Raw genomic sequence first — 23905 nt, 5'->3', positions numbered from 1 at the left:
GTTCATCCTTTCTTCAGCTCATCCAGCATCTCTAGGAATGTTTCTTCCTCGAACCCATTCATCCGCTGAATAACCTTCCCGTTTTCATCGACAAGATAGAACACAGGAAAGACTTTGATTTTTAAATCCTTTTGTATTTGTTCATCGGCATAAACAATCGGGAACGGAAAATTATGGCCCTCCTTCACCTGCTTGTATTCTTCCTTTCCTCCTTTACCAATCATGACGAATGGAAGCTTTTCTAGAACATCTTTATTCTTCTCCAAGGTAGGATAACTGCTTTGACAAACCTCGCAATCGATCCGGGCAATCATAACCATATAACGCTTTCCTTTCCATGACTCCAGGCTAAAGGATGCCCCTTCCACTTCTTCTCCTGCTGCCTCGGGAAACATTTCCCCTTCCTTGATACCTCCCAAGTCCATAAAAACCTGAGCCACTACGCCTGGATTGTTCAACCCCCATATACCCACAATCGGGATGATCGCCATAAAAAGCAATATTACCCACTTTCTCATTCCTTTCATAAAGACACCCCCTCATTCTGCTCCTCCATTTGTCTTCGATGAAAATTAGCGTAATGCCCATTTTTCATAAGCAGCTCATGATGTGACCCCATCTCTGCAATTTGGCCGCCGTCCATTACAATAATTACATCGGCATCCAAAACAGTGCTCAAACGATGTGCGATGACAATACGCGTGCAGCAAAGCTGAGCCAGATTATCCTGAATACGCTGTTCCGTCGTAACATCGAGCGAACTTGTCGCTTCATCCAGCAGCAGGATCACAGGCTGATGCGTTAAAGCCCGTGCCAAGGCAATGCGCTGCTTTTGACCGCCGGATATATTGCTTCCCGTCTCCGACAGCATCGTTCCGTATTGCATCGGCATTCGTATGATATCTTCGTGTATTTCCGCCAATTCTGCAGCTTCCCGAACTTTCTCGGGCGGCAGGTCAGGATTATGAAGAGCAATATTTTCATAGATTGAACGATTGAAGACAGTGGTATGCTGCATGACCACACCCATTTGCCTTCTTAACATTGTCTTATCCAGATTATCCAAGTTCTCATGATCAAACCAAATACTACCTTCAGTTGGGCGGTACAGTCCTAATAACAGACAGGCCAAAGTACTTTTACCAGAGCCGGAAGACCCAACAATCGCAACCTTTTGGCCAGCTTGAATATGAAGAGATACGTTGCGGATTACCTTCGGGCTGAAGCGATTGTATCGAAAGCTGACATTCTCCAGCCGGATTTCTCCGCTCAAGCGATGTGTTTTCCCTTCGTTCTCCTCATCCTGCTCGACAGGAGCACCGACAATATCCATAATTCGATTGAAATAAGTGCCCATAACCGCCATTTGTGTTCCAGTCGTTACCAGGGAATAAAGAGGAACCAAAAATCCGATAGCAAGCGAATAAAAGCCGAACATTGTCCCCACTGTCATATTTTGCTGGAGTACTTGCCAGCTCCCCACCCATAGAAGGAATAATGGAGCCGCATATTTGAGTCCTGAGTTGACTGTTTCGATATAAGCTGCGAGAAATCCGCGTTTCTCAGCGGCTTTGATCTGCTCCTGAAACAGTCCCGTCCACCGCTCATAGACAAGCTTTTCCACACCTTCTGATTTCACGGCCAAAATCCCGTGAATTGTCTCAGTCAAATAACTGGCTGCCGCTGTTTGACGGAGAATTTCTTCCTGGGTCAGACGCTTAATCCTCGGATTGCTAACTAGGAGCACGATAATCTGCAGCATTCCGATCAACACAACATAACCTGTTAAAACAGGTGAATATTTCAGCATATAGAATAAAAACATAATGACCAACCCGCCATCCAACGCCATGGTGATGGTTCGGGAAGAAAGAATCTCGCGTATCATCATATTACTGTTTGCACGCAAAATCAGGTCACCGCTTGTTCTTAACTGGAAGAAGTGATAAGGCAAGTGCAGCAAGCGATTAAAGAACCGGCTCATTAAGCGCACATCCAAGCGGTTCTGCAGCTGAACGAGGATCCTCCCGCGAATCAAGGAAATAATCGTATATACTGCTATTAAACAAATCATTCCTGCCAGAATCTGTCCCATAAAGGTAGGATCCTTAGGAAGAATGACATGATCCAGCAGATAGCGTGTACCCATAGGAGTTATCAATGCCAGCAGCTGAATCCACAGCGTCCAAACCAGGATAGAAGTAACCAGCCAGGACTCACTTTTAAGAAACTGAATATATTGGGTCCAAACCGGCTTCTTTTTCCACCTGACAAACGAAGAATCAGGCCGCAGCAGAAGGACTGTGCCTGAAAAGTCCTTCTCCAGCTCTTTTAAAGTAAGAGTGAGACGCCCGATTGCCGGATCGATAACATGCGCCTGATCCCCCTTAATTTTCTCCAACACTACAAAATGATCTTTCCTCCAATGCAAAATAGCGGGCAAAGGCAATTGCTCCAATTGTTCAATTGCCGCTTTATGTCCGCTGCTCGCCATCCCTAAAGATTGTGCGATGTCGCGGAGAGCCCGTAAATTCGTGCCGTCCCGGCCTCCGCCTCCCCTGTCTCGAAGCTCAGTCAAGGGCACTTCGCTCCTATAGTAGGAAAAAACCATAGCTAGGCAGCACAAACCGCATTCTGACTGTTCCATTTGTTCAATGAACGGAACCTTGGAACGTCTGGAAATACGGATAGTGTCTCTGGAAACGGATGTTATATTCTCCATTGTCATACTCGCCTCTTCTCTCCTGAAATGGGTGCTCCGAGCGTCAAAACTGAAGGAATGCCGGCTGGGTCAGCAAGTCTCAGCAAGCCGTAGCCGATTCCTGCCAATCCTGTCATCAAGCCCGGTGTCTCCAGCCCCTGAGGAATACCGCATACCCACCCTTTTCTCTCGGCCTCCTCTAGGATATAAGTTCCGTGGGCGAAAGCCTTCATGCTCCATGCCTCCTGTCCGAGAACCTCTCCTGCGAGGAGTAACGCATCTAAATTTCCTAAATCTCCATGACAGAGGCAATGGCCTGTGCCAAATCCATCACGCAGGGTGGTATCCAAAGCAACACGAATCTCCTCCAGAACCTTGTCTTCCGGATACAATCGATAGGACATAAGCCTCCCCATCGCAATCCCGGCCGCTCCGTGGCACCATTTGACCGCTCCAGAACCCGCCGAGCTCCTCAATTCTTCTGGACGTACATCCTTCCAATTTCCCGTTTCGCGTTCAAATAAAGACCTTTCAAATTCCAATGACTGCGACGCTGCCTCCAAGAATCTCTCATTGCCGCTTGCATGGCCCAACTCCGTTAGAGCCCAGGAGAAACCGGCTGCTCCGTGCGCTAGACCGCCTATCGGAACGTATCCTTCCTTTTCAAACGTCCATCCGATTCCTGATTCCATCTTCTTAGAATTGGCAAGCAAATGATTACCCGCTTTCTCAGCTATGCCCAGCGCCTCTTTATCTCCTGTCAGCTGGTACATCCTAAGTGCCGCCACGATTGCTCCTGCTGAGCCGGCCAGCAGGTCATAAAGGGTATCTTTTTCAATAAGCGGCTCCATGTTTTTAAGCAGCTTTAAGGCCTTATCCATTAGTTTTGGTTCCTTCCACAACACGGCTAAATGGCTCAGCACATAAGATCCGGCTGCTAATCCGTTAAAAGCGGAAATAGATGGGGTAGCCACATCATGCTCCCACAAACGCTCGGCTGTTTTGACAGCTGCACGGGCCGCTTTTTCAAATGCTGGATCTCCGCTTTCTCTAGATAAATAGGCGAAAAACAGCGCCATTCCAAGCACGCCGTCATAAAGACCAGCATCCATTGGGCTGAAAAGCCACTGATGCCATTCGTCAGTACTAAGCCCAATCCAGCATATGTCGCTCCCATCCTCTCCCCACACAGCCTTTTCCAGCAAAGTCCCCCCGATTCCAACTGCAGCGGCAAGGAATTGATCCCGAGAGGCCAAATATTCAGGCATTGTCGAAGCAGCCCGCAAAGGTACCAAGGAGGATGAAGTCTCCGTTTTTACCATTGTCGTCATTGACATACGGATAAAATGAGTTTGCTTCTCACAATCTTCCGGGCTGAAGCTTTGCAATCGCTCCAAAACCAGTTCCAAAGCCGTCTTCTGGTAGAAGTCACAAATTTGCTTCCCATGTCCGTCCCAAAGGTCCCGGGAATTCGCTCGGCTATGAAAGATAGGAATGTCTCCTCGCAGCATGTCTGCCGTTTCCGACGGAACCAGCCTGGTCATAGACGGTTGATGTTCTACAATCCGCCACATAAAATCAAATAATTGAACACGGGAAAGTCCATCATCCAAATAGTTCGGGTGCAAGCTGGCATCGAGCATTGTTGCATAATTGTGCGTATGGCGGACCACCGCACGGACGGGATCATCGGCAAATGAGGTCAAGGGACCGTCTTCCTTCATAAGCTCCTCGCGATATTCGATGAACAGCCTATAAACCTGTTGAAATCCAGCAATAATGTCCTCAATGTACGCGTCAGTGCTCACTTCTTTCCCATTCAGCTTCGGACGATTATTGCTGCCTTTGAGAAAACTTTTTACTTTCACCAGCTTCATTTGATCTGTCCCGATATTTTCATAACGGTAGACCGGCCGAGGCAGTTCTTGGCCTGCCCGCCCGCCGATGGCACTTATCTCCAATCCGCGAAATGATCCGGATTTAAATACTGAAACCGGCAGCATACCGGTTCTGAGGACAGAGTGGTTGAGGATCCGTGCAGCCATATGCAGTGCACTCGTTTGATTCTCCTGCAACGGCATCACATTTTGAAACAAGGCTTCGACGTCGACTAGGAACGGGTGCTCTCCGCAGGCCAGCACGTTTTCCAAGTGAAAATCTGTCGCATAAAGCAGATGAAGCATCGCTAAATAGCCCCCCATCCGCTGATAGAAACGACTGATTTCTTCCAGCGCTGTACATCCATCAGGCTTTGTATACTCCTCCCATCCATAATCGGAACGAGACAGAATTTCCAGAGAGCGAAAACCAGGACGGAATCCCTTGTCATTTATCCAATGGAGAAGCTGCTGGAAGTGAATATCTACGGACAAGGATCGAGGCTTATATACAAGGCGGTCTCCTGAAGCAAAGCAGAACATCATAACACACCGTCCGCTATTATGGCGGTCTCCTGCCTTAGTATCTATATCAATCAGCTTACGGAAATCTCCGCTGAATGTATGTGTGATATGATCCCAATCTTCTAAAAAATGCCCAAGTGCCTCTAGGAATGCACCAACCAAATTCTTTGTTCCCTCCGTTAACAGACGGGCCAGCATCGGATATTTTTGCAGGAGCTGATATATATCGTGCTTTTCATTCAAATTTTCACACACAAATGATTGGAATCTGTCTTCAGGCGTCTCTCCATACAACCTTTCATCAATTCTGGCTGCATGCATCTCGTAAATTAACATTCGTCCGGCCATTGAATGGACATGCTGGTGTATAGCCTTTATTAAAACGTTTACCATATCCACGGTTTTAAAAGGCAATTGGGACTGCTGCTTCTCCCATTCTCCGCACTTATTCAATACCTGCTTCTCACCCCAGGCCATAAACGGGAGCATAAAGGGATAAAATGGAGATTGAGATTGATCGATTTTCCAATCTGCTTCTGTTAAAGAGCTTTCCGCAGAAAGAATATCCTCCAAAGTCCTAAACCATTCGTTCTCATCATGGCCAACCGGCTGATCCATACCGCTCAGAATTTCTTGAAAGGTATGATAATCAAGGCCGTCTTGCTTCAATCGATATAATAATAGTTCTGAAGTCAATCCCGTACGGCTGCACCATTGGCGAACACGCTCTTCTCCATGCTGCCTTTGGATATTGGGGCTGATTTTCCGTTCTGTCAAATACAATGCGCGATTCCAACTAAGAAGATTTGTATCAGAAGATTGCATTACCATCATTCATCACTCTTTTCTGCGTCTATAGTTATCGAGAACATGGGGATTCTCTTGTATTCATTCTTCTTTCTAGCAACCGCAGCCAAATATCATAAAATCACATTCTCATATCGTCGTGTAAAAGTAACCGCAGCGCATACCTCCTGCTGCTCATGGAAGGGAGTAATTCTTGCAGTTCTATCATCCTTCATTCCTCCCATTTCCTATTTAAAAGCCGGATAGCTTCCAGCCACCCGGCTTCCTATGTCTAATAATTAATTACGAAAGGAGGATAATCTTGTCACCCTCCCGCTCCTACTAACAAGCGCAGCCAAATGTCATATTTTCGCAGTCCAAAGTTACGGAGCAAATCCACCCGCAAGGTCTGCCGCCTGCTACCTGCTCCAATTCTTCATCGCTCATGGAAGGGAGCAATGCTTCAAGTTCTTGCTTTTTAAGTTCTGCCATCTCAGTTCCTCCTAATTTTTCATTTGAAAGCCGGCCGGCTGTTCAGTCATGCAGTATTTTCCTGCATCTGAAATTGATTATAGAGTGCTCTTCTAAATAAAGGGAGGATGATTTATCATCACCCCCCTCTTGTTTCATCTTAGCCGAAAATTCATTCCCGAGAACTTCCCGAAAATTCCTCAATAAATTCCCGGGAATTCCTTTCATCCTGCTGTAGTAAAGTGTACCTGAATCCTCTATAATATCTGGTTAGAGGGAATTATTAGAAAATTTTAACTATCTGTTTATTTCACTGCAATACCAGCAAATACGATTTTTGGGGTATGTAAAAAAGAAAGTAATTCGAAAGGGGGCTTTTATGCTTCTATTTTATATCAGTATGTTTATCATTTTGTGGACGATCGGCACTATTTTACTGGTAAACAATTATAAAAATGAATATACCCGCTGGATCAGCGTCTTGCTGATTATCGGAGGCTTTGCCAGCTTTTCTCTTGTGGTTAACCAAACCTTACTTCCCTTTCTGCGAGAACTGGAGATCAATCCGCTTCTTCTCGAATCTATCCGCATTATAACAATTGTGCTTTGGGGAATTGAGTATCATTTTCTGCCTTACCTATTCTTAATGAGCGGAGTCGTCTTCACAGGTTATTTATCCCGCAAGTTACAAAACTGGCTGTCGCTGCTCCTGTTGGTACCAATCGCTCTTTATATCACTCATATCCCTTCATTCTATCCAGAGGCTAGATTTGGAGATGCCCTATTCAGACTTTTATCAGGGGGGTACTTTTTGGGAGGTCTCCTTTTTTATATCATCAGTTATATAAGGGAAAGCAATCCCATCTATAAAGGAAACCGATTCAGAACGAACCTAGTGATGATTAGCATCTCCTTCGTCTACTTCTCAGATTATTATTGTTTGAATTATTTCTTGATTGGTAAAGACAGCTTGACAATCTCAAGCAATAACCTATGGCAGCTTAATTTTCTAATCACAACCTGGCTCATTCTATGCTTTATATATTTTGGTTTGAAATATGGATTTATGGGTATTAAACTGCGGATCGAGCAGCAAAAATTGGATTTTTCCATGCGATCACTCACGCAAGGAACCGCGATTCTTAATCATACACTGAAAAATGAAGTACAAAAGATCAATTACCTGAGCGAAAAAATTAGAGATTCCGTTACCAATGACCGCAAAGACGAAGTAATACAAGACGTCACCAGCATACTAAAGGTCACAGATCATATGCTGGACATGGTGACCCGAATGAAGGAAAAAGCCGATGAAATTGTATTGAAAGAACAGCCGCTGCAGCTTAGTAAACTAATGGAGGAACAACTTTCTTCGATCTCTGTGATGATGCAAGAAAAGAATATTTTACTTCAGAGGAATTATCAGCTTGATCCTGAGATTATTTGCGACCCTAGCCATATCCGTGAAACCTTCAGTAACATCTGTATGAATGCTATTGAATCGATGGAAGCCGGAAAGGGGATTCTGGACATCGCCCTGGCTGAATCGAAGCGAGATGTTGTGATCTGGATCAAAGACAATGGAGCGGGTATCTCCAAGGAAAATGTGGCTAGAGTGTTCGATCCTTTTTTCACTACAAAAAAGGGGCCCTTCCATTACGGATTGGGGCTCAGTTATTGCTACGGCGTCATGCAAAAGCATGAAGGCAGCCTGCGGATTGTGAAAAGCGAACCAGGAGAAGGCACCCTTATGGAGCTCCGCTTCCCTCGAAAGCGGGTTCTGCATTGGGAAATAGAAAACAAAGTAAGCCCCCTCCCTAAGGGGATGACAGAATTTCACCCTCCCACACATTGAGCGATTATCGTATACTAAATTCCAAATTGATTCCAATAAGGAAACCGTGCTATATAACTGGAGGGAGAACAGATGGAGAGCATCATTAGAGTCATGCTGGTCGAAGATGATGAATTTTGGCGGCAGCAGCTTTATTCAGATCTAAACAAAGAAGAAGATATCAGTGTGGTCAAGGTAGCCGCTACCAAGCAAGAGGCTTTGGAAGCTGTTCGGATGATGGAGCTCGATGTGATCTTAATGGATATCAATTTGACAGAAAATCAGTTAGATGGCCTAGAGGCTACTAAAGATATTTCATTGTACAAAGGATCGAAAATTAAAATCATCATGCTCACATCCCTTACGGATAAGGATGTGATTATAAAATCCTTCCAAAACGGGGCTATCAATTATATCACTAAGTCTAATCTTCAGGATATCGTAAAGGCTATACGAGAAGCCTATGCTAATAAACCTTCTATTCATTCAGATGCCGCCCCTATTATGCGGAACGAAATCCAGTTGATGCTCCTTACACCGACTGAACGGGAAATCTATGAACTGCGGGAAAAAGGATACAATAAAACACAAATGTCAGAGATGCTTCATAAATCGGTGAATACGATTAAAACCCAGCTGAGAAGCATCCGGAACAAGCTGTTTAAATAACAAACAGACTCTTTAGCCGACTTGTTAATGAGAGTATACATCTTCTTCCTTGTTAATTCTTGAAAATCAATAGTGAAATAAACAAAAGCCGATTTCCTTAGCGTAAGGAAAATCGGCTTTTGTTTGTGTCTTGCTCAACTGTCGCCCTGTTACTTACTACGTTCTTTTATTTGTTGTACAATCATATTTTTAAAGTCTTCAAATGGAGCACTTTCCGATTGTTGCTCTCCGTATTTTCTAACATTTACCGCATTTTCTTTCACTTCATTATCCCCTAGCACCAGCATGTATGGGATCTTTTGTATCTGTGCTTCTCTTATTTTGTACCCTAGCTTTTCATTACTTTTGTCAACTTTCACTCTTATTCCTAATTGCTTCAGTTTCGACTGAATCTTTAAGCAGTAGTCCAAGTGAACTTGTGAGACAGGGATAATTTGTACTTGTATCGGTGCAAGCCAAACAGGAAAAGCACCCGCAAAATGTTCGATTAAAATACCAAAAAAACGATCAATGGATCCAAAAATAGCACGATGAATCACAACAGGACGAACCTTTTCATTATTTTCATTGATATAAGTCAAATCAAATTTCTCCGGCATCTGAAAATCAAGTTGGATTGTTGCACATTGATGGCTCCGTTTTAATGCATCTTTAATATGAAAATCAATTTTTGGCCCATAAAATGCTCCATCACCTTCGTTCAAGTGGTATTTAATGCCTAAGTTTTCAAGTACATTCTTTAATGCTCCTTCAGAAAGTTCCCAAAGGTTGTCATCACCTAATGAATCCTCTGGACGAGTCGAAAGCTCCACAGAGTATTCGAAACCAAAAGTGCGATACACTTGATTAACTAGATCAAACACCTGTTTAATTTCACTTTCAATTTGATCCTCTCGCACAAAGATATGGGCATCGTCCTGACAAAATGTACGAACCCGAAGCATTCCATTTAAAGCACCGCTATATTCATGCCGATGAACTTGACCAAACTCTGCTAAACGAATAGGTAAATCTCGATAGGAGTAAAGATTATTTTTAAAAATCAGCATATGCCCCGGACAATTCATTGGCTTCATCGCAAATCTTGTATGATCGACTTCGGAAAAATACATGTTTTCATGGTAATGATCCCAGTGGCCCGACCGCTCCCATAATCTTTGGTTCATCATAAATGGAGTACGAACTTCATCATAACCGGCACTGCTTTGAAGTTCACGAGAAAAATTTTCCAACTCATTTCTAATAATTTGTCCTTTCGGTAAATAAAACGGCATTCCCGGTGCTTCCTCAGAAAACATAAACAACTCTAATTGTTTTCCTAACTTCCGGTGATCTCGTTTTGCAGCTTCCTCTAAGAAATTTAGATATTCATTTAAATCCTTTTTCCTTTTAAAGGCCACTCCATAAACTCGTTGAAGAACTTCGTTTTGACTATCGCCTCGCCAGTAAGCACCTGATACACGAGTTAATTTGAATGCTTTGATTAAACCTGTAGATGGAAGGTGAGGACCACGGCAAAGATCAATAAATTCTCCTTGTTGATAAAGAGTTATTCTTTCATTTTTGGGAATGGCCTTTAGTATTTCTACCTTGAATGGCTCACCTTTTTCTTCAAATAATTTTTCAGCTTCTTCATAAGAAACTTCAATTCGTTTGATTTCTAAATTCTCGTTTATGATATTTTCCATCTCTTTTTCAATAGCAAGCAGGTCATCGGAAGTCAAGCTGTGTCCTAGTTTCAAATCATAGTAAAATCCATCTTCAATGACTGGTCCTATACCCAATTTCACATTACTATAAAGCCTTTTCACGGCTTGTGCCAATACATGCGCTGATGAGTGCCTTAAAACCTGCAATCCTTCTTCTGAATCTAAAGTTAAAACAGAGAGCTTCGCATCCTTTCCTAACTCGTAGCTTAAATCTACCAGTTGTTCATCTACTTTCCCTGCAACTGCATTTTTTCCTAAGCTTGAGCTAATGGACTCTGCCACACTTTCTACTGTAATGCCTTTCGGAAACTCCTTTACTTTTCCATCTGGAAATTGAACTTGAACTAATTTTTCACTCATAACAATAAACACTCCTTTAAAATAATAAATAAAAACGCACTCATCCCTCAGCAAGGGACGAGTGCGTTATACCCGTGGTTCCACCCAATTTCCCATAAGTTAAAAAGATAACTTACGGCTTTGGTGCTGTAACGCAGCATGGACGATATCGGATACTAAAGTTCCCCGATATAGCTCAAAGGTGGTAAATTATTTTCCTAAGCTAGGAAGGTCGCAGCTTTTCCTTCCCTCTCTGAAAACCGTAAAAATAATTCGTGTCCTTTTCATCGCAATAATTTTATATTTATGATTGTAGAATAAAAAAACGCACTCATCCCTCAGCAAGGGACGAGTGCGTTATACCCGTGGTTCCACCCAATTTCCCGTAAGTTCCAAAAGATACCTTACGGCTTTGGTGCTGTAACGCAGCATGGACGGTATTGGATACTAAAGTTCCCCAATACAGCTCGAAGGTGGTAAATTATTTTCCTAAGTTAGGAAGATCGCAGCTTTTTCTTCCCTCTCTGAAAACCGTAAAAATAATTCGTGTCCTCTTCATCGCAATAATTTTATATGAATGATTGTAGAATAAAAAACGCACTCATCCCTCAGTAAGGGACGAGTGCGTTATACCCGTGGTTCCACCCATTTTCCCATAAGTTAAAAAGATAACTTACGGCTTTGGTGCTGTAACGTAGCATAGACGGTATTGGATACTAAAGTTCCCCAATACAGCTCAAAGGTGGTAAGCTACTTTCCTGCGTTAGGAAGATCTCAGCTTTTCTTCCCTCTCTGGAAACCGTAAAAAGTAACTCATGTCCTTATCAGTGCTTTTTTTAAATTCAAACAGTTGATTTAAATTATTTTACATTATATAGAAAATTACCATAAATAGCAACACCTTATTTTAAAACTTTTTTGTTAGGAGTACCATCTCCATTGCTAGAATCATTTCTGCACCTCTGAATCGTGCATTAGCTCCTCGTACATCTTACTTTTTTGATCAAGGAACAATTTTGTTTCCCTGCTATTTTTATAGAAGGAATTCCAACCCCTCTCTTCAAGAATGGTTTTCCATGTATGCGTTTTAACCATTTTCCTAATGGCTTCATCCCAATAAGCAATTTCTTCTTCCGTCATATTTGGAGGACCCATTACTCCTCTCCAGTGTTGAAATACTAAATCAATCCCTTGTTCTTTCCAGGTTGGAACTTCTGGCAGTTGTTTCAGCCTTTTAGGAGAAGATACAGCTAAAATATTCACTTTTCCTGCTTTGTATTGTTTTTCCGCCTCTGACAAGGCCAATGTCGCCACATCAATCTGCTTATCAATTAAAGCATTTACAACCTTCTCTTTATTTTCATAGACGAAAAACTCAAGTTCTGCAGGATTTATTTCAAATGCTTTACTTACTTGCACAAAAGATAAATGATCGTCATTGCCTAAGCCAGGGGCAACACCAATTTTAACCAATTCCTTGTCTTTCTTCAGCTTTTCCATTAATTCTTTTGCATTGTCTATACTAGCATCTTTTGATACGACAACTACTTCCCATTCGGCTGCTAAGGTAGCAATTGGGGTGAAATCTTTATATGTTAGCTTACTATGACCTAATATATGATTGGTTATGAGTAGGCTCGAATTCATAGCAAGTACATGACCGCTTTGCTGCTTTGTATACTTCCATCCTACATCACCGCTGCCTCCCACTTTGTTCGTAATAACAATTGGTTTCGTAAAGATTTTCTCCTCTTTTAAAGTTCTTTGCATCGCCCGCGCAGTCAAATCCCACCCCGCGCCTACAACATTAGGTGCAACTAATTCCACTTGTTCTATGTCTATTTTGTTAGTGCCGGGGGACTTTTCTAGAGAACAGCCTGCTATCGTCCCAACAAACAGCCATATGAATGGTAATAATCTTTTTTTCATGACTTCTATCACTCCGTTGTTTGTGCCTTGCACCTCGCTTCATCTAACTGCTTAGAGAAAAGATAATTGTCTAAAGCAGTTACAGGCATATGTACGTTTGTTTTCCATAAAAAATGGACTGTGCAGTTTCAAATAAGAAATATTCATGTGAGGCAATATTTACGTTCTGGGCGCCCGATAATGCCATATTCATACTCTACTGTGCATTCATTAATTGAAACTAAATATTCTAAATATCTTCTTGCTGTTGTTCTTGAAGCACCCATCTGTTCTCCCATTTCTTCTATTGTAATTCCGCCTTCTAAATCCCGTATAATTTCTTTTACCTTTTGCAGCGTTAACGGATCAACACCTGTAGGTAAGTTTTTCTGACTGACATCCTTTGTTTGTGTCGTACCAAAAAACATATCAATGAATGGTTGATTAACTTCACTGCAACTGCTTAATAGTTGCTTCTTTTTCTTATAATTTTCAATAGCGCAAATAAACTTTTCCAGCGTAACCGGTTTAATAAGATAATTGCATATCCCGTTTCGAATTGCTTTTTCTAACATACCGTTTTCACTAGCTGCTGTAACCATAATCACATCAACATTTGGAAAGCCGGAGTGAATCTTCGGCAATAAATCTGTACCAAGCCCATCTGGAAGATAAATGTCTAATAGAAGCAAATCAATTTCTTCTTTTTCTAAAAGTTCTATTGTTTCTTTCGCATTCAATGCTTTCCCTACAATTTTTACATCCTTTATTTTTGATAAAAATCCTTCCTGAATCTGGGCTACTCGGAAATCGTCTTCTGCAATTGCGACCTTCAACATGTACATCCGCTCCTATTTTTATAGATTCTCGTCCAATTTCTTAGGAAGATAGATTGTAAAAATGGCTCCTCCCCCCTTTGCGTTATTGATTTCAATAGAACCTTGCAGGGAGTCTAGCATTTTTTTAACATTTGCCAGCCCGTAACCACGATTGCTTCCTTTAGTGGAAAAACCTTTTTTGAAAATAGCATCTATTTTTTCAACCGGCACACCTATTCCATTGTCTACCAGTTCAAAGACAACATCATGACCAATATCAGTGACAAAAAAAGAGACGCGTTTTTCCGATTGATTACTAACAGCATCAAATGCATTGTCAATAATATTGCCAATGATGGTAATAAGATGCGAGATTTCAATATGATCTGGCAATGGGTTAAGCATACTATCGCTTTCAATATTAAACTGGATTTTCCTCTCAGATGCTGTCCCAAGCTTTCCTAATAAAATAGCCTGTACTTTTGCATCAAGAATCTGATTAAATAAAATATGATTCTGACTTTGATGAACGCTGGATTCCTGTTGAATGAATTCAAAAGCCTCCGCATAATGACCTAATTGAAGTAAGCCTGATAACACAAACAGCTTATTTGTAAATTCATGAGTTTGAGCACGTAAATCTTCTGAGTATTTTCTCACCTCAGAGATAGTATCAATTAATTTTTGCAACTCCGTTTTATCCCGGAAACTGCACACAACGCCAACGGTTTGGTTATTTTCCACTATAGGTGCCATATTTAGAATAAACACTTTATCTTTAAGCGGCATTTCTTGATTGTTTTCCACTATCCCCGTTTCCAGTACCCTCATCATACTAGAATTCGGAAGAACTTCAGCAATATGCCGATGCAGATAGTCGTTGTCTAAATCCAGCATATCCTTCGCAGAAGTATTCGCCATGGTAATGCGGCCCTTTTGATCAATAGCAAGGATTCCTTCTTTTATGGCTAGCAGTATAGCATTACGTTCTCGATATAATGAAGCGATTTCATTCGGCTCTAAACCCAATGTATCTTTTCTGATGCTTCGCGCTAAAAATATCCCCCCAATAATTCCAGCTAGTAAAACAGCCAACGAGAACAGAATAATTTCTTTGACTCTATTCAATATATTGGATTGGATATCCTTTTTCAAAAATTCTACTGTAACGACTCCTACTACTTGATCATAGTCCCCATAATTAACAATGATTGGCGCTTTTCCCATTAAGGCAGGACCAGCAGTTCCTGTTCCTTCCAACGTATAGTATCCTCCAAAACTGAGTGCTTGATAGTTGTAAATGTCGGCCCGTTTTCTGCCTATCCAATTGGGATCAGAGTGTGAATAGACAACTCCATGACGATCTTCCACAACAACATTATCTGCGCCTGCTTGCTCACGAACCTGTTCAGCAATCGGCTGGATGTAACTTTTAGGGTCATCGGTTTGAAATGCTTCTTTTATCTTCGGCATAAAAGAAATAGATTTGGCTGTCTGCAGAGCCAGCTGCTCAACTTGGCGTTTCGTGTCAACAGACTGAATATAAGCAAATATGCCTGCCAGAACAACAATGATAAATAAAATCAGTGTAATAATTAAACTAAGGATCTTCGTTTGTAACGAGACTTTAAGCGATTTATTCATATTTGCATCCTTTAAAGAAAAATTATTTAAATTGATAGAAACATTATATCTATAACGAACTCTGCTGTACAAATGACTTTTAAGACAAAGGCACGCGGCAACCGTCTTTGAGACAATAAAGAATTTCGTGTATATAAAGTACATAAAGTACAAAATTTCCATTATATTGAGATTCATTTCACGAAAGAATATAATCAGCTTACACACATTGAATACGCTTTCAAAAATAGCTTGTGATGATATTTTTGAAAGCATTTCAATAAGATAAGGAGGTTGATATTTTTATGAAGACCAATGCCAGCGTGAAGCAGAAGGATTTAACGATGTCTCAATCCATTGAGCGCGCAAAGGCACGACGTATCACAGGCAATATCTTCAAAGGCTCGATTGGAAATCTGATTGAATGGTATGACTGGTACGTCTATTCCGCTTTCGCCGTGTATTTCTCAGCAGAGTTCTTCCCCAAGGGAGACCCAACTAGCCAACTGCTCAACACGGCAGCAATCTTCGCCGTCGGCTTCCTAATGCGTCCGATAGGGAGCCTGCTGATGGGCCGCTACGCCGATCGTCATGGTCGCCGTGCCGCTCTGACGCTTTCCATCACCGTCATGGCCGGTGGTTCTCTGATCATTGCCTGTACTCCAAATTATAGCACTATTGGTATACTAGCTCCTATTATTCTAGTTCTCGCACGCCTGCTCCAAGGGTTGTCATTAGGTGGAGAGTATGGAACCTCGGCAACATACCTATCCGAGATGGCCAGCAGCGGTCGCCGCGGCTTCTACTCGAGCTTCCAGTACGTGACACTTGTTGCCGGACAGATGGTGGCACTAGGTGTTCAAATCATCCTCCAGCAAATACTCAGCGAACCTGATATGAAGTCCTGGGGCTGGCGTATTCCCTTCGTCATCGGAGCAATGGGAGCATTGGTCGTATTGTGGCTGCGCCGCACGATGGACGAATCGGAACAGTTCTCAAAAGTGGGCTCTGAAAGCCGGGAGGGCGCTGGGACCATTCGGACCCTGATGAAACACCCCAAAGCAGTGCTGACAGTGATCGGACTAACGCTCGGTGGAACCGTCGCCTTCTATACCTACACAACGTATTTACAGAAGTTCATGGTGAATACTGTGGGTCTTCACAAGGAGGTCGTCAGCTGGATTAACTTTATTGCCCTGCTGGTATTCATCGTGCTTCAACCCCTCGCCGGCATGTTGTCTGACCGAATTGGCCGGCGCCCATTATTGATTAGTTTCGGTATCCTTGGAACGTTGCTGACAGTGCCGCTGTTCCTGATTATGGAGCAAACGAAGTACCCTATCGTTGCTTTCTTGCTCATGATGGCGGGTCTCATTATTGTCACCGGCTACACTTCTATCAATGCGATCGTGAAAGCTGAGCTCTTCCCGACCGAAATCCGTGCCCTCGGCGTAGGATTACCTTACGCACTCACCGTCGCGGTGTTCGGCGGGACGGCGGAGTTCATCGCGTTATGGATGAAGAGTATTGGAGCCGAGTCGCTCTTCTATTTCTACGTAGCTGCCTGCATTGCTGTGAGCTTCATCACCTACTGGCGTATGGATGAATCTTCGAAGGCCTCCCACATCGAAGCTGAGCTGGAAGCTAAAAATGCGCCAGCTGTCCGAGAAACCGGCTCACGGCACTCTTAAGTATCATGAGCGCCCAAAGTACACAAGCCATGGACTTCTTCTGTGCCTATCCCATTAGCATTACAGATAGGTATGAACGAAGGAAAGTAAAAAAGTGAAGACACTCTCTTACTCTACGGATTTTAGGAAAGTATTACACACGTGGGATATAGAAGTGGCATTTGACAAAGGAATAACTCAACAGTAACATAAACAAATGCATTTCGTTGCATGAAAAACCCTTATATTTGTATGATATGCACCATAGAGAAACCCCCGGGTAATCTATGAATGTATCTTAGGGGGCATTTTATTATGAGGAAACAGAAAACTGATTCATTTGAGACAAAGCTACAAGCAATTCGTATGTGGATGGAGGGAAAAATGAAAAGAGAGTGCAATTAAAATTAAATAAACTGACACCTGTGGAATACAGGTGTCAATTTATTTCCTAACCCAGGGGGTTTTTACCCTGTCTATTATTTAAGGGCTTGACCAGTAGAGTATAAGGGCTTTTTTAACTGCCAATATTGAGAATTATATAAACCAAAAGTGTACCGTACACTATAAAAGCTCCACACCATCATTTTGAGATATATTGAACTACTTTCTTGTATTGTAAGAAACATTACAACTTTCTACCAACTGATATATCAAAAATCTCTCATTCGGATTATGCTCATATAAGCCCGGCAATCTGATTTCCTCCTTCAGTTCAAAGGAAGTATTGTTTTCTAAAAAATAGATATAATCCTCTGATGTATAATATAAAATCAGCTCTACCTCTCGTTCTGATTTTTCGACTGAACGCAGTATATGATTAATAACCTTCATAAAAATTTGAATGGAAAACGGATTGAAAAAATAAAATCGATTGTCTAGCGGGTGAATCTCGTACTCCTCAGCCAGACAGCACTGGAAATGAATTTTATCTTTACTATTTTTCATTTTCTTCAAATAGCGATTACGATTCTCCACCGCCTCCTGGTAGAAGCCTTCGTTCATTTCAATCCCTACAACAGCTGCATCAAATACATAATTCATATAAAAGTTTAAACGACCTTTTCCGCACCCAAAATCAACAATACGATCGCTGCTTGTTAATTCGTATGTCTTACACAATGTTTCTAATGCACTGTATGGCGTTGCTTCATAGCGATGATAATGCAAGGACTGGTTGAATCCCTTTTGGTCTCCTCTTGTTTTGATATTCAGTAAAGCATCATAAAACTCTTCCTTCATAATTGACTCCTATTCAAGCGATATATAGATTCCCCGAACAATTCCGTAACGAATTCTTACTGTAAACGTACATGAATGTCTTATTTTATTATAGCAAATGAATGACGTTTTTCGTATCCAACTGTACTTTCAATCATCCGCATTGCGTACATATAAAATGGTAAAGCAAAGGAGGATTACAGATGGGCTACTACATTACAGTTGAACAAAGCGGCAATATTGAGCGGACTGTTAATCTTTTTGTTGAGGATATCGGTCCTAGAGATGGAAAGCCAGTCCTATTTATACACGGATGGCCGGCCAACCATAAAATGTTTGAATATCAGTACAACGAACTTCCGAAGATGGGCTTCCGTTGTATTGGGGTTGATTTACGCGGATTCGGGAAATCAGATCGCCCATGGGAGGGATATTCATACGACCGATTGGCAGATGACATCCGTATGGTTGTAGATACGCTGCAATTAAAGGACTTCATCCTTGTTGGGCACTCGATGGGAGGAGCCATTTCCGTACGGTATATGGCAAGGCATGCGGGACATAACGTATCGAAATTAGTGCTTTTGGGGGCTGCGGCACCTTGTTTTACCAAGCGGCCAGATTTCCCGTATGGCTTACCAAAAGAAGCAGTGAATGCATTAATCGACAGTACGTACACAGACCGTCCTAAAATGCTGGAGGACTTCGGGGATATGTTTTTTGCATGTTACCTAACGGAGCGTTTTAAGAACTGGTTTCATGGGTTAGGGCTAGAAGCTGATGGTCACGCCACAGCAATGTGCGCCATTTCCCTCCGAGATGAGGATTTACGGGAGGATTTAGGTAAAATTCATGTCCCTACAGGAATTCTCCATGGTGTACAGGATAAAATTTGTCCATTTGAGCTAGCAAAATTGATGCATGCTGGAATCAAAGACTCGGAGCTGATCCCCTTTCAGCATAGCGGTCATGGACTATTCTATTGTGAGCTAAAGCGGTTTAATCATGAGCTTGTTTGTTTTATTAGTTAACTTATGCAGCCTGCGCCTTTAATCGACGCAGGCTTTTTGATTATGTATAAATTTATATATACCCATACCATAGCGTACAGCTTTGAATATCATATATGAGAGAGATGTATGTTTTGCTTTACTTGTACAACCCTCTCCATCCTGCATAATAGCAACATCCGAACAAGCCTCCAATTCTTGAGGCATTCCCCCCTTTCTCATAAATGAAAAGGGGGATTTACATTCAACATACAGTTTTAGGATAACTAATTTCAAAACAGGTAAAAACGAGGAGTATCATGAGCACAACAGAATTTCATAATCTAAAAAAGCTCTCCTATAAAAATGCAAGAACATATATCAAAACGGGAGATATCCTTTTTTGCAGCGGTAATTATATCATTAGTAAATTAATCAAACAGTTTTCTCATTCTATGTTTAGTCATGTTGGTTTCATCTTCATTTGGAATGAGCGTATTCTTGTGATGGAAAGTGTAGAAGACGATGGTGTAAGAATTGTTCCGCTTTCTCATTATCTCTATAACTACGAAAACAGCAAAAAGCCCTATGACGGAACACTCTATTTAGGCCGGCATCAGTCATTAGAGGCTCCCGAATTTGACCAGACAAGCATCAATAAAATGCTTGGAAAAGCAGTGGATTTACTAAACCTCAGTTATGACAAGGGAGAAATCATAAAAATTCTCTTACGTATCATTTTAGGCGCAGCGAAACACATAGATAATGACACGTATATTTGTTCTGAATTTGTTGATGTTTGTTTTAAAGAAATAGGAATTGAGCTTCCGCATTCTTCCACTGGATTCATTTATCCTGAACATATTGCCGCAGACCCTAATGTAAAGCCGTTATTTCAAATATATCCATAGCAAAAACAGCTCCTCAACAATTAGGAGCTATTTTTTTATTAAATAATGTTTGCCTGCCGTTTATAAGCTTCATCGGAGGCTGATGGTCTATAATCTATCAGTACAATCCCTTGTTTCGAGGAATGAGATTTCACTACTGTTCCATCCTCAATTGTAACATTGCTTCCAATGACAGCTCCTTCGATATATACATGATCTCCTACGACTGCGTTCGGAAGGATCACGCAATCCTTTATAACAGAATGCTTACCGACTCTTATCCCGCAAGAAAGAACAGAGTTTTGTACTTTCCCGGCAATGTTACAGCCTTCACTAACTAACGAACGCATAATGCTCCCTGTTTCACTTAGAAATAATGGAGGATAATTTTGTTCCCTCGTATAGATATTCCAATTCGTGTAGCATAAAAAAATATTCTTTTCTTCTGATAACAGATCTATATTAGATTGCCAATAGCTTTGCAGGGTACCTACATCTCTCCAATATCCTTTAAATTGAAATGCAAATATATTCATAGATGCCTCAATCATGGCAGGGATAATATCCTTCCCAAAATCGACCGGGGCATCTAAATAGCTGTCCTGTTCTAAAAACGTTTGTAAAGCCTCCCGTTTAAAGATATAGATTCCCATGGATGCTTGATTGGATTTTGGATTAGCTGGTTTTTCTTCGAATTCTATAATCCTGCTATCTGCATCACTTGTTAAGATTCCAAAACGGCTCGCCTCGCTCCAAGGAACGTTTACGACAGAAATGGTAGCATCGGCGTTTGTTTGGATATGCTGCTCAAGCATCTCATTATAATTCATTTTGTAGATGTGATCGCCTGAAATAATTAAGATATGCTCAGGATCCTGTTCCTCGATATATTTGCGATTATGAAAAACAGCATTTGCGGTTCCTTCATACCATCTTGCTCGATCCTGACATTGGAAGGGAGGTAAAATGGACAATCCACCATCTTTTCTGTCTAAATCCCAATGGTATCCATTTCCTATATAGTTTTGCAGTGCATGAGGCTGATATTGAGTGAGGACTCCCACTGTGTTGATGTTTGAGTTCTTGCAATTGCTTAAAGCAAAATCAATGATTCTATATTTTCCGCCAAACGGCACAGCCGGCTTTGCGATGTCTTGGGTTAATGTTTTCAAGCGCGAGCCCCTGCCGCCTGCTAATAACATGGCGATGCATTGTTTTTTTGCCAAGGTATCATCTCCTTATAAAGTATGAATGATTATATAATTACAAAATAAGCATCAAAATAAAGTTTTATGTTTCGAAATTGTGACTATTTTATAAATCTTTTTTATATTGAGGAAGTAATATCTATAATTTATTATGTAAGAATGGTATTTCACTAGCGGGCGGTCAATGATAGTATGGGAGTGTAGAAATAAAATCACGATTTATACGTAAATGTTTAGCATTATTAAGGAAGGAGAAGTACATTTTGTTGAAACAAGTATTGTTTGATCTATAGTCTAAACTCTTGTCCAGTTGAAAATTTTTATGATTGGCTGAAAAATTATTTATGCCAACTACGGCAGCTAAAGGAAATTTGATGAGAAAGCAGCGGGTGATATAAAGTTTGGAGAGTATTAATAAGTTAATTCAGGAATTTAGCGGGATACCGATTATCGGAGATTTAATAAGCTATATCCTCAGTCTGCATCCTATTTTACGATACTTACTTTTAGGTATCCTAATACTTATGTTCTTAAACAAGTTTATGATGGAGCATTTTGAAATAAATTTGCTAAATAGATACATTATCCCAATGATAAAGTCTATCTATGGTACTTTTAATAATACATACCGCAACAAGTCCAGCCAAAGTAAACAAACAGAAGCATTCCTCGAACCAATTTCGAAAAATTTTTCAATTGGTAATAAAAAAACATCTTTTATCATATGTGACGGAACTGGTGAACATGCCTATGATAAAAATGATATAGTTATCACCTTTGATAATACTATGCTAGAATTACCTCAGGATTTATATGAGCTGCGTCAAGCTATCGAAAAACGGGAAACAGAGAAAAAGGCAAAAGGCTTAAAGCATATGTATAATACAAATCAAGTTTCTCTAAAGGCAGTTTCTATTAATAAAACTGATTTCGTTGAAGATATGTATATTGTACTAAATTTCAAGCTATCAGATTACTATAATTTTCAAGCTACAATTGGGAGTATTGACAAACAACTGCCTGATAGTAACCAAACCGTTAGAGAGAAATACATACATGCTATTCCTAATATTAAAGAACCACATGGCGTACTAGCAAATGGTGTCGGAGTTGTTCTAACTGTAGTGACCAAAGATAATAAATTGATCCTAACCAGAAGAAAATCTGACACTGGGATAAGACCGAACGAAATAGATGTAAGCATTGTTGAAGCTATAGACCCTAACGAAGATATAAATCCGCTAACGAAACGAATAGATATATATAAATCTGCGATTAGGGGCGCAAAACAAGAATTAGGGCTTACAGTAACCGAGGAGATGATAAAATTTCTAGGAATTGGTGTAGACATGGATTATTATCAATGGAACATTCTAGGAACAATTTCTACTCCATTAACTGGAGAAGAATTTAAACACCATATTACTACAGGAATACATGGATCAAATGAACTTGATGATTTTATAATAATTGATTTAAATCCAGGTACTATCGCTAGGCTATTAAGAGATGAGAAGATGTGGGGAACTGCTGTCATTTCTCTGTACTGGGCTGGACTTTATCACCTTAAAGATACAGTCAGCAAAATCAAATTTGATAATATTTTACACGCCACGTTTAAGGCAAAAAAGACACATTGAATATATAGTTTCTCTAGAATGAATGGTGCAAGATGTCCTTAAAGATTACAGTGAAAATTTTTATTTGAATAGGCGGAGAGAGGAAGCTCCTCTCTCCGCCTATTTCTTACTTTACACTACGACTTCCTTTTATTTTTTCATACCTGTATAAATGTGAATCGCATCCCGTAAAAATACGGCTGTTCCAGGTTGGTTTTTATCATAGTACGCTGTAAATCGCTCATCATCTACATACATTTGCGCAAGAGCTGCATGTGCTTCCTTCGTGTAGCTGTCCCAGTAGCAGCTGAGCCATTGGCGATGTAAATCTGCCGCTTTTTGCGCTAATTCTCCCGCAGGGTCGCCCGTTGCAAACGCCTCGCTTAGTGCAGCCATGACATCAGCAGCCAATTTTTCTACTTTTGCATACTGCTCCTCTGTCATTTCTTTTAACTTTTGATTTGATTTGTCAACTTGCTCATCCCCATATTTTGCTCGAATCTCTTTCCCATATTTCCTTTCATTGTCATCAATCATTTTTTGCTTAAAGCCTTCAAACTTTTCCTTGTCACTCATAGTCGCTCCTCCTTCCGCTGCGGCTATCGTTTTATCAACGTTTGCAATTAACCGATCTAATTGCGCTCGTTTTTCCAGGAGCTGCTCACGATGTTCTTTCAGTGCACGGGTGCTATCAAAGGATGGAGACGTTACGATCTTTTTGATATTTTCCAAACTGACACCCAGCTCTCTGTAAAACAGGATTTGCTGGAGCCGATCGACCTCTGCCTCCCCATAAATGCGGTATCCCGATGAATTGATTCTTGCCGGCTTTAGAATCCCGATTTCATCGTAATATCGCAGCGTCCTCGTACTCACACCCGCGATTTGGCCTAATCTTTGCACTGTGTATTCCATCTTCTCACCTCCTGTTATCAACACTATATACCTTGACGTAACGTCAAGGTGAATAGGTTTTTGAAAAATAATTTTAGAAAATGAGCCAAAAACAAATAAGACTGATGTAAAGGATATATCCTATATTCTTTAC

17 protein-coding genes and 3 other annotated features are annotated in these 23905 nt (G+C 41.2%); of the genes, 6 read left to right on the top strand and 11 right to left on the bottom strand.

Features of this window, described 5'->3' with window-relative positions:
• Positions 1-2 precede the first annotated feature (2 nt).
• From AC6HZ4_RS10400 to AC6HZ4_RS10385, 4 genes are all read right to left on the bottom strand, one after another.
• Positions 3-527: a TlpA family protein disulfide reductase gene (locus tag AC6HZ4_RS10400; protein ID WP_497494906.1), complete on the bottom strand. Its 525-nt coding sequence runs from the start codon at positions 525-527 to the stop codon at positions 3-5.
• Complete coding sequence (locus AC6HZ4_RS10395) at positions 524-2722, bottom strand: peptidase domain-containing ABC transporter (protein WP_497494904.1); 2199 nt, start codon at positions 2720-2722, stop codon at positions 524-526. The genes AC6HZ4_RS10400 and AC6HZ4_RS10395 overlap by 4 nt, the downstream gene beginning before the upstream one ends.
• A gap of 2 nt (positions 2723-2724) precedes the next feature.
• On the bottom strand, positions 2725-5937 hold the full coding sequence (locus tag AC6HZ4_RS10390) for a type 2 lanthipeptide synthetase LanM family protein (RefSeq protein ID WP_497494903.1): 3213 nt from the start codon (positions 5935-5937) through the stop codon (positions 2725-2727).
• Positions 5938-6231: 294 nt separating this feature from the next.
• Complete coding sequence (locus tag AC6HZ4_RS10385; RefSeq protein ID WP_497494902.1) at positions 6232-6381, bottom strand: type A2 lanthipeptide; 150 nt, start codon at positions 6379-6381, stop codon at positions 6232-6234.
• Positions 6382-6760: 379 nt separating this feature from the next.
• Between AC6HZ4_RS10385 and AC6HZ4_RS10380 the strand changes: the two genes are divergently transcribed.
• The gene (locus AC6HZ4_RS10380; RefSeq protein WP_497494901.1) at positions 6761-8215 is read left to right on the top strand and encodes a sensor histidine kinase; all 1455 of its coding nucleotides are present in this window, start codon (positions 6761-6763) and stop codon (positions 8213-8215) included.
• A 72-nt stretch (positions 8216-8287) separates the two neighbouring features.
• A complete protein-coding gene (locus AC6HZ4_RS10375) occupies positions 8288-8863 on the top strand; it encodes a response regulator (protein WP_497494900.1) in 576 nt (191 codons plus the stop codon).
• Positions 8864-9012: 149 nt separating this feature from the next.
• Here the strand turns inward: AC6HZ4_RS10375 and thrS are convergent, their stop codons facing one another.
• The 4 genes from thrS to AC6HZ4_RS10355 all read right to left on the bottom strand — a co-directional run bounded on the left by thrS (position 9013) and on the right by AC6HZ4_RS10355 (position 15281).
• Positions 9013-10932 (bottom strand): threonine--tRNA ligase, encoded by a 1920-nt coding sequence (gene thrS, locus AC6HZ4_RS10370; protein WP_497494899.1) that lies wholly within the window; start codon positions 10930-10932, stop codon positions 9013-9015.
• A gap of 50 nt (positions 10933-10982) precedes the next feature.
• Positions 10983-11208: a binding site (T-box leader), on the bottom strand.
• Positions 11209-11252: 44 nt separating this feature from the next.
• Positions 11253-11479 (bottom strand) — a binding site (T-box leader).
• 43 nt (positions 11480-11522) lie between these two features.
• Positions 11523-11748: a binding site (T-box leader), on the bottom strand.
• Positions 11749-11859: 111 nt separating this feature from the next.
• A complete protein-coding gene (locus AC6HZ4_RS10365; protein WP_497494898.1) occupies positions 11860-12840 on the bottom strand; it encodes a tripartite tricarboxylate transporter substrate binding protein in 981 nt (326 codons plus the stop codon).
• Between the two features lie 143 nt (positions 12841-12983).
• Positions 12984-13658 carry a response regulator gene (locus tag AC6HZ4_RS10360; RefSeq protein WP_497494897.1) on the bottom strand — a complete coding sequence of 225 codons (675 nt, stop codon included), beginning with the start codon at positions 13656-13658 and terminating at the stop codon, positions 12984-12986.
• 18 nt (positions 13659-13676) lie between these two features.
• Positions 13677-15281 (bottom strand): ATP-binding protein, encoded by a 1605-nt coding sequence (locus tag AC6HZ4_RS10355; protein ID WP_497494896.1) that lies wholly within the window; start codon positions 15279-15281, stop codon positions 13677-13679.
• Positions 15282-15604: 323 nt separating this feature from the next.
• Between AC6HZ4_RS10355 and AC6HZ4_RS10350 the strand changes: the two genes are divergently transcribed.
• Complete coding sequence (locus AC6HZ4_RS10350; RefSeq protein ID WP_497495662.1) at positions 15605-16951, top strand: MFS transporter; 1347 nt, start codon at positions 15605-15607, stop codon at positions 16949-16951.
• Positions 16952-17533: 582 nt separating this feature from the next.
• Here the strand turns inward: AC6HZ4_RS10350 and AC6HZ4_RS10345 are convergent.
• Positions 17534-18172, bottom strand: coding sequence for a methyltransferase (locus tag AC6HZ4_RS10345; RefSeq protein ID WP_497494895.1), 639 nt, complete (start codon positions 18170-18172; stop codon positions 17534-17536).
• A 182-nt stretch (positions 18173-18354) separates the two neighbouring features.
• Here AC6HZ4_RS10345 and AC6HZ4_RS10340 point away from each other — a divergent pair, with 182 nt between their 5' ends.
• Positions 18355-19182: an alpha/beta fold hydrolase gene (locus tag AC6HZ4_RS10340; protein ID WP_497494894.1), complete on the top strand. Its 828-nt coding sequence runs from the start codon at positions 18355-18357 to the stop codon at positions 19180-19182.
• Between the two features lie 278 nt (positions 19183-19460).
• Complete coding sequence (locus tag AC6HZ4_RS10335; protein WP_497494893.1) at positions 19461-20051, top strand: YiiX/YebB-like N1pC/P60 family cysteine hydrolase; 591 nt, start codon at positions 19461-19463, stop codon at positions 20049-20051.
• A 38-nt stretch (positions 20052-20089) separates the two neighbouring features.
• Here the strand turns inward: AC6HZ4_RS10335 and AC6HZ4_RS10330 are convergent, their stop codons facing one another.
• Positions 20090-21256, bottom strand: a complete 1167-nt coding sequence (locus AC6HZ4_RS10330) for a glucose-1-phosphate adenylyltransferase (protein WP_497494892.1) — start codon at positions 21254-21256, stop codon at positions 20090-20092.
• A gap of 383 nt (positions 21257-21639) precedes the next feature.
• On the opposite strand from AC6HZ4_RS10330, the gene AC6HZ4_RS10325 reads away from it, so the two are divergent.
• Positions 21640-22878, top strand: coding sequence for a hypothetical protein (locus AC6HZ4_RS10325; RefSeq protein WP_497494891.1), 1239 nt, complete (start codon positions 21640-21642; stop codon positions 22876-22878).
• Between the two features lie 129 nt (positions 22879-23007).
• Here the strand turns inward: AC6HZ4_RS10325 and AC6HZ4_RS10320 are convergent, their stop codons facing one another.
• Positions 23008-23772: a MerR family transcriptional regulator gene (locus tag AC6HZ4_RS10320; RefSeq protein WP_497494890.1), complete on the bottom strand. Its 765-nt coding sequence runs from the start codon at positions 23770-23772 to the stop codon at positions 23008-23010.
• Positions 23773-23905: the final 133 nt, after the last annotated feature.

It is taken from the genome of Ectobacillus sp. OTK, from assembly GCF_059698935.1.
Note: the sequence above shows the minus strand (reverse complement) of the source record. Positions and strands in the feature narration are given on the sequence as shown.